The organism is Sulfuricurvum sp. RIFOXYD12_FULL_44_77 (assembly GCF_001830725.1).
Lineage (GTDB): Bacteria > Campylobacterota > Campylobacteria > Campylobacterales > Sulfurimonadaceae > Sulfuricurvum > Sulfuricurvum kujiense_A.
Genome location: NZ_MIBU01000120.1, coordinates 1 through 7,484, shown reverse-complemented (window position 1 = coordinate 7,484; position 7,484 = coordinate 1). Strand labels below are relative to the sequence as shown.

The 7,484-nt window shown below is 42.7% G+C and carries 12 protein-coding genes and 2 pseudogenes; 10 read left to right on the top strand and 4 right to left on the bottom strand.

The window, feature by feature from the left end:
* The 7 genes and pseudogenes from A2517_RS05070 to A2517_RS05040 all read left to right on the top strand — a co-directional run.
* Nucleotides 1-188: pseudogene (locus tag A2517_RS05070) on the top strand (signal recognition particle-docking protein FtsY); the annotation flags it as partial.
* Between the two features lie 147 nt (nt 189-335).
* Nucleotides 336-1,100: a glutamate 5-kinase gene (gene proB, locus A2517_RS05065; RefSeq protein ID WP_294894774.1), complete on the top strand. Its 765-nt coding sequence runs from the start codon at nt 336-338 to the stop codon at nt 1,098-1,100.
* Between the two features lie 115 nt (nt 1,101-1,215).
* Complete coding sequence (locus A2517_RS05060) at nt 1,216-1,440, top strand: DUF4160 domain-containing protein (protein ID WP_294894772.1); 225 nt, start codon at nt 1,216-1,218, stop codon at nt 1,438-1,440.
* 3 nt (nt 1,441-1,443) lie between these two features.
* Nucleotides 1,444-1,722 (top strand): DUF2442 domain-containing protein, encoded by a 279-nt coding sequence (locus tag A2517_RS05055; protein ID WP_294894770.1) that lies wholly within the window; start codon nt 1,444-1,446, stop codon nt 1,720-1,722.
* 15 nt (nt 1,723-1,737) lie between these two features.
* A pseudogene (gene radA, locus A2517_RS05050) lies at nt 1,738-3,089 on the top strand (DNA repair protein RadA).
* A 45-nt stretch (nt 3,090-3,134) separates the two neighbouring features.
* Nucleotides 3,135-3,407: a hypothetical protein gene (locus A2517_RS05045; RefSeq protein WP_294894768.1), complete on the top strand. Its 273-nt coding sequence runs from the start codon at nt 3,135-3,137 to the stop codon at nt 3,405-3,407.
* Nucleotides 3,398-4,078, top strand: a complete 681-nt coding sequence (locus A2517_RS05040) for a carbonic anhydrase (protein WP_294894766.1) — start codon at nt 3,398-3,400, stop codon at nt 4,076-4,078. The genes A2517_RS05045 and A2517_RS05040 overlap by 10 nt, the downstream gene beginning before the upstream one ends.
* Before the next feature lie 15 nt (nt 4,079-4,093).
* On the opposite strand, the gene A2517_RS05035 is transcribed toward A2517_RS05040, so the two are convergent.
* Nucleotides 4,094-4,888, bottom strand: coding sequence for an ABC transporter permease (locus A2517_RS05035; protein ID WP_294894764.1), 795 nt, complete (start codon nt 4,886-4,888; stop codon nt 4,094-4,096).
* 113 nt (nt 4,889-5,001) lie between these two features.
* On the opposite strand from A2517_RS05035, the gene fliL reads away from it, so the two are divergent.
* The 3 genes from fliL to A2517_RS05020 are packed head-to-tail and all read left to right on the top strand — an operon-like array spanning nt 5,002 to nt 6,245.
* A complete protein-coding gene (gene fliL, locus A2517_RS05030) occupies nt 5,002-5,580 on the top strand; it encodes a flagellar basal body-associated protein FliL (RefSeq protein ID WP_294894762.1) in 579 nt (192 codons plus the stop codon).
* A complete protein-coding gene (gene acpS / locus A2517_RS05025; RefSeq protein WP_294894760.1) occupies nt 5,577-5,933 on the top strand; it encodes a holo-ACP synthase in 357 nt (118 codons plus the stop codon). Before fliL ends, acpS begins: the two co-directional genes overlap by 4 nt.
* A gap of 12 nt (nt 5,934-5,945) precedes the next feature.
* Nucleotides 5,946-6,245, top strand: a complete 300-nt coding sequence (locus A2517_RS05020) for a hypothetical protein (protein ID WP_294894758.1) — start codon at nt 5,946-5,948, stop codon at nt 6,243-6,245.
* A 1-nt stretch (nt 6,246) separates the two neighbouring features.
* Here the strand turns inward: A2517_RS05020 and thiS are convergent, their stop codons facing one another.
* From thiS to A2517_RS05005, 3 genes are all read right to left on the bottom strand, one after another.
* Nucleotides 6,247-6,447, bottom strand: coding sequence for a sulfur carrier protein ThiS (gene thiS / locus A2517_RS05015; protein ID WP_294894756.1), 201 nt, complete (start codon nt 6,445-6,447; stop codon nt 6,247-6,249).
* An 8-nt stretch (nt 6,448-6,455) separates the two neighbouring features.
* Nucleotides 6,456-6,968, bottom strand: coding sequence for an ankyrin repeat domain-containing protein (locus A2517_RS05010; RefSeq protein WP_294894755.1), 513 nt, complete (start codon nt 6,966-6,968; stop codon nt 6,456-6,458).
* 3 nt (nt 6,969-6,971) lie between these two features.
* On the bottom strand, nt 6,972-7,484 hold a 513-nt coding region (locus A2517_RS05005; RefSeq protein WP_294894753.1), incomplete at its 5' end, for an SAM-dependent methyltransferase.

Sequence of the window (7,484 nt, the reverse complement as noted above, 5' to 3'; positions counted from 1 at the left end):
TAGGGGTGGATGGGATCATCATCACCAAACTCGACGGTACGGCCAAAGGGGGATCGGTATTCTCTATCGCCTACGCCCTATCGCTTCCGATCCTTTACATCGGTGTAGGAGAACAGCCTGAACATCTGATACCGTTTAACAAATACGAATTTGTGGATGGAATTTTGGATGCTATATATTCTGAATGAACGATAAGGTGTATTAGTTAAGGATTAATATTTTTAGCGTATACTTAAATCTTTTCAAAAAAAGAAATATCACTTTTTAAAAATATGCGTTTATCCGTTTTATTTTTCGATGTCATTAAGTGAAAACACACATGAATAAGGAATAGTATGAAACGAATTGTCATCAAAGTCGGAAGCGGTGTCCTCATGGAAAACAACGGCATCGCAAAAGAGCGGATGCTCAACCTCGTTACCCTCATCGCCAAACTGCAAAAAGAGTATGAAGTCATATTGGTTAGCTCCGGTGCCGTATCCTCGGGTTATACTGCATTGAAACTGGATCGAAAAGAACATATCAGTAAAAAAGTCCTCGCTTCTCTCGGACAACCGATCCTAATGAGCAGTTACAAACGAAAATTTGATATTTTCAATATTTCAACCTCACAGATACTTCTGACCGAAGAGGACTTTGATTCACGTAAACGGACTGCTATCTTTAGCGAAATCATCGATACTCTTTTAGCCCATAACATTGTCCCTATCGTCAATGAAAATGATATCTCCACAACTTCCGAACAGGTTTTCGGAGACAATGACCAATTATCCGCACATGTCGCGCATTATACGAATGCGGATCTTCTCATAATTTTAAGCGATATCGACGGATACTATAACAAAAATCCAAACGAAAATCCTGATGCGGTGATTCTAAAAGAGGTTCATTCTATTCCGGATGAAGCCCTTAGTGCCGAGCATACGCCAAACAACGCCTTTGCAACCGGCGGTATCGTAACCAAACTTATGGCGGCAGAATTTTTGATGAAACATAACCGCAAGATGTTTTTATGCAGCGGATATAATTTACAGACGATAGAGAGCTATTTACTTGAGGGAATACACGACTCCGGTACACTTTTTAGCATTGGGGCTTAATAAAAAATTCTATCACTAACCAAATTATATTTTTCATTACGCTACAATAGGATGAAAACAAAATGAAAGGTAAGATTTTATGCCTGAGATTAGTAGATTTCTAGGAATACATATTTTGATGTATTTTAACGAGCATAATCCTCCCCACTTTCATGTAGAATATAACGAATTCAAAGTCTCTATCCGTATTGATACGCTGGGGATATTAGAGGGAAAAGTCCCCTCAAAAGTTATGGGATTGGTTGTCGAATGGGCAGAAGACCATCAAGATGAATTGATGGAAAACTGGAAAAGCCTCCAAGCAACCGGCGAATATTTTAAAATTTCTCCATTGGTGTAGATCATGCTAAGTATTATAAAAGCCGAATATCTTGACAGTTACAAATTATCCATTGAGTTCAGTGATGGTCGAAGTGGTATTGTTGATTTGGAATCTATGGTCAAAAGTTTCAAGCCTTTCCACTCTTTGCAAAATAAAAATCTGTTTTCGAAATTTGAGGTGGACTATACAATACGATGGTCAGATGAACTCGATATCGCCCCTGAATACCTCTATTTCAAAGCATTTGAAAACGATCAAAACCTGAAACCTCTTTTTGATGAATGGGGTTATGTTGCGTAACAAGAAAGAAATTTAATGGCCAAGAAAAAAAACGTCCTCTTCGAATGTCAGCACTGCGGATTTACCACCCCCAAATGGATGGGAAATGTACCAACTGCGGCGGATGGGACAGTTTTGTCGAACTGAGTGAACAACAGCAGGAGGTGATCAAACTCACCTCCACATCTTCACCCTCAGCAGGCACAAAAGCCAAAGAGATCACTCAGATCGTCGAAGAGCATACCGAACGTTTTTCCAGTGACGATGCCGAACTCGATATGGTGCTCGGAGGTGGAGTCGTTCCCGGCTCACTTGTCCTAATCGGTGGAAGCCCGGGTGTCGGGAAATCGACCCTGCTTCTCAAAATCGGCTCGAATCTCGCAAAACAAAATCGTAATGTTCTCTACGTATCGGGTGAAGAGAGCGAAGGACAGATTAAACTTCGTGCCAACCGTCTGGGGGCGAATGTCGATAACCTCTATCTCCTCGCCGAAATACGGCTGGAACAGGTACTTGCAGAACTCCATGAGCGCGCTTACGAGTGTATCATCATCGACTCGATTCAAACCCTCTATTCCGAAACCATCGCTTCAGCTCCGGGATCGGTGACGCAGGTTCGCCAGATCACCTTTGATCTGATGCGGATCGCCAAAGAACGTCGTATTGCGATCTTCATCATCGGTCATATTACTAAAGAGGGGTCTATCGCAGGGCCTCGTGTCTTGGAGCACATGGTCGATGTCGTCCTCTATTTCGAGGGGGATAGCGGACATGAACTCCGAATACTTCGCGGATTTAAAAACCGTTTTGGCCCTACGAGCGAAATCGGGGTGTTCGAGATGCGTCACGACGGACTCGTTTCGGCGAAAGACTTATCCTCACGCTTTTTCAACCGTACTAAATCCCAAAGCGGCTCTGCCCTCACCGTTATAATGGAAGGGACTCGCCCGATAGTGCTCGAAGTTCAAGCACTCGTGAGCGATACCCACGCTCCCAATCCAAAACGTCAAGCAACGGGGTTTGAGAACAACCGTCTCAACATGCTTTTAGCTCTTTTAGAGCGAAAACTTGAAATCCCTCTCAATAGCTATGATGTTTTTATCAATATCACGGGGGGGATCAAAATCACCGAAACCTCTGCTGATTTGGCGATTCTTGCCGCCATTATCAGCAGTTTTCGAAACCGTGCTATCTCCAAAGAGACCGTTTTTATCGGTGAGGTCTCCCTTGTCGGTGACATTCGTGAGGTGTATCAACTCGACCAGCGGCTCAAAGAGGCAGCCTCTCAGCAGATCACCAAAGCACTCATTCCGAAAAAACCGATCGAAAAAACAACCATCAAATGTTACGAAATTGACGAAGTAAGCAAACTTTTGGAGTGGTTTTAACCTAAAATTTCGTATAATAAACGAATCATATACCAAGGATATTTTATGCCAGTATGTTCAATTGTTGCCGATCACAAATCTGAAGAACGATACACTAAACTCTCACTAGCCTATTCAACCGAAGAAGAGCGTCAAATGATTGAAAATGCGATTGCAGAGTGTACTCCTTTATGCTCTCTTAAAGCTAATATTTACGGCGGTTCCGTTACAGAGGGGAAACGAATGATCACTATCGAATACAGTGATGATTGTGACCGTGAAGGCGGAAAAGTATATGAAGCGATCATCAAGCAATTAGGAATTGACGAGTGCCATTAAACAACAATGCAGCTAATCTAAGCGTCCAACGGCTCAAAGAGTTTGCTGAGGGAAATGAAACGTTTCAACAAACCTATTTTAAAAAACATGAAACCCAATTGCTCAATCTTGTCAAAGAGGGACAAAATCCCCGAGCCCTCTTTATCGGATGTTCTGATTCACGCGTTATTCCCGATCTTATCATTCAATCGAGTCCCGGTGATCTGTTTGTCGTTCGTAATGTCGGTAATTTCGTCGCTCCCTATAAAGCGGATGAAGATTTCCACTCGACAGCAGCTGGAATCGAGTATGCGGTATTGGCATTAGAAGTATCCGAAGTGATTATCTGCGGGCACTCCCACTGCGGAGCTATCGAAGCACTCTATAAATCCTCATGTGATACCTCAATGAGGCATACTGCCAAATGGCTTACCCTCGGTGAAAAAGCCAAAAAGATGGCTTTACTTGCATTGGGGGAGAGCGCTCCGCGTGAAGAGTTGCTCCGTGCCACAGAGCAGCTCTCAATCGTGACGCAGATCGAAAATCTTCTCACCTATCCGTATGTCAAAAAATTGGTCGAAGAAGAGAAACTGTTTATTCATGGATGGTATTACGATATTGAAACGGGAGTCATTGAATATTATGACCCCGATACCTATCAGTTTCGTCCGCTCAGCGAATTAGGGGATTAAATTTCCCCTTTAGCGTTACATATCTAAATATAAGAATAGCGCTGAGAGAAAATAGTTGGTAATAAAAATCGCTACCGCCGAATAGACAACGGCATAAATCGTTGACTCCCCTACTCCGCGTGCTCCTCCGTTTGTGTGATATCCGATATAGGTTCCGATCGAACTTACGATAAACCCAAAAATAGCCGCTTTAATGATCCCGGTCAAAATATCATCGAATTCACCCAGTCGCAACAATGTCTCTTGATAGCTAATCGGATTAATCCCTAAAACACCTGTCGAAATCAAGTACCCCGACCCTATCGCGATAAAATCAAACCAAATAACCAATAACGGCAGTGAAATCACCGTCGCAATGATACGGGGGGTAATAAGATACTCTTTCGAATTAACCCCCAAAATATCAATAGCATCGATCTGTTCACTCACTCTCATCGTCCCAAGTTCTGCCGCCATTGCACTGATAGAACGTGAAATCAACATTAATGACGCGAAAACAGGACCAAGTTCTCGACTAATAGAGAAAAACATGGTGTATCCGATAAAGTTTTCAGCACCGAATTGATGAAACCCGTTATAGAGTTGAATCGCTAAAACCATCCCCGTAAAGAGTGCGGTAAGGGTAACTACTCCCATACATCCCATCCCGATGACATCGATCTGTGTCAACACGATTTTGTACCGCTTGATAGCAAGGGGGTAGAGTTTAAAAAGTTTTGCTTGGAATAAAATAAACATGCCAAAGCGCTCAATTGTCATAAAAGCATGAATAAAAGGGCGGCCTATATAGCCTAAAAGTGTCTCTACCATCAAAATTTCCTTCTTTTCTTCTGCTAAGTTTACCAAAATTTAGGTTAGGGAACGTGGCAAATTTCATAAGTTTCTCGCTACAATAAAGAATTAACTTTACCCAGGAGCTATGGATGGCTGAAAAAGAGAAAGACGAACACGCAACCGAAGAAGAAGGTAAGAAAAAATCGAGCAGCATGCTCTTGATTATTATCATCGCCGTTTTGGTGTTGATTTTGGTAATCGGAGGGGTTGTTGCCGCATTGATGATGGGGAATAATGATGCGGCTACTGAAGCGGGTCACGGAGCTAAAACCGAAGTTGCAGCAGATGCACACGGCAGCGAAGGGGAAGCAGCAGACGAGGGAAGCGGTAGCACAACTCATGTTAGCGGCGAAGCAGTTACAGAAGTGGGACTTATGTTCCCACTCGATACCTTTACTGTCAATCTTTTAAGTGAAAGCGGCCGCCGCTATCTCAAAGTAGAAATGAACCTTGAAATCGAAGGGGAAGAGCTCTCTCCTGAACTTGAAACAAAGAAACCGATCTTCCGCGATATTATTATCCGAATTTTGAGTTCAAAATCACTTGAAGAGATCTCTACCATCAAAGGGAAAGAGAAACTAAAAGAGCAAATTGTCAATGATTTGAATATGCGTCTCAAAGACGGCAAAGTCAAAAACGTCTATTTCACCGACTTCGTGGTGCAATGATCGGCATCGACCTCATCAAAACTGACCGTATGAAACGCTTCTTGGAGCGTTTCGGAGATCGGGGACTTCATAAATTTTTATCCGAAAATGAAATTCTCTTCATTAAAAATTACCGCAATGCCGCAGGTTTTTGGGCAGCCAAAGAGGCATGTGCCAAAGCTCTCGGATGCGGTATCGGAGCCGAATGCGGGTTCCACGATATTATCCTCTCTAAAACTCTCAAAGGTGCTCCCGTCATCAATCTCTCGACTGAAGTGTCTGAACGTTTCAAGATTACCGATCTCTCGGTATCCATCACCCATGACGGCGAGTACGCCATTGCCGTCGTAGCACTAGAAAAATCCTCCAAATAACCAAGGTCAACCATGCAATCTTCTGAACTTATCACTATCCAAAAATACGCAGCACGTCACCATATTAGTATTTTTAGCGTCATTAAAAAAACAATGAACGGAGAGTTGCCGACCGTTGTGAAAGAAGAGAACGGCAAAGAGGTAACGTATATCGTGATGAACCCCTCAACAGCTCATCCGCAGAATGAAGTACGTAGTAATGATAATGAAGAAGTCGAAATCGATTATAAAAAAGCATATGAAGATTTAAATAAAGAGTATCTTATTTTAAAAACGAAGTATCAAAAACTCGTCGATATGCTGGAGGGGTAAATCACCCTCCCCCGACGAAATCAAGCAGCTCTATCGTATCACCCTCTTTTAAAAGAGTATTTCCCCACGCATCTTGTTTTACAATCTCCATATTAAGAGCAGAGGCCATTACACGCTCCTCTACCCCCAAAGAGCGGATAAGATCTAGCATTGTAGAGCCTTCATTCACTTCGCGTACTTCTCCGTTTACTTTGATCTGCATAGACTCTCCTACATTGACATTTTAATAAGTTGCGCAATAGCAAAGCTTTTCTTGGCTATTGCGAAATCGTACGGTGTTGCTCCGTCATTGTTTTTTAGATTCGGATCGGCGTGAGCTTTGAGGAGAAAATCAACAATTTTTTCATTCTCAATGAACGCTGCTTGATGCAACGGTGTGATCCCGTCATTATTGGCAAGATTGACATCCGCATGAGCCATCACAACAAAGGTTACCAACTCCAAGTTTTTTTTCTTGATCGCTAAAATGAGCGGGGTATTTCCCCGAAAATCCTGTGCATTGATATCGGCACCATGGTCGAGCAAAAGTTGCGCTATTTTTAAGTCACCCATTTTGATCGCGACATGCAATGCACTCAGACCCGCTTTGTTTTGTTCATCAACATTTTTATGCAAACGCAGATGATTTTTGATTTTTCCGATATCACCCTCGAACGCTCCATCATGCAATACTCCGCTGAAAAGAACACTGGTGACAACACACAAAGCAATTACTAAACGCATCGACTACTCCTTGATAAAACGGATCATCTTAAACCGCTCGCCCATCAGAGATGGTGTGATCAAAATCTTTACTTTTTCGAGTTCTTGGGCATAAATCTCATCTCCTGCATGCTCTTTTAGCATCGCCATCAAATCTAAAATTCCCATCTCTACCAATGCCACCAGTTGTGTCGCATACTGAGCACATACGATCCCCTGAGCTTCATACGCCTCTTTAACGTGGGTAAAGTTGACATCATACGTAATATCACTTTTTCCGAACGCAACGGATCGGTTGAGCGCTTCATCAAAAAGGGGAAACGTTTGATGCTCTTGATAGACACGGATCGAAAAATCACTCCGTGCATTCAATTCACCGTAGTCAAAACTCATAAACTCAAACCGCTTGGAACTCTCACTCATTGCACGTGCAAATGATTCGTATCCTAATGCGATCTCCCCGCGATCTTGCTTATATTTTGCAGCCAATTCTGATATTTTAGAATCCTCAAGATCGAAAACTATCTCATGGTGCTC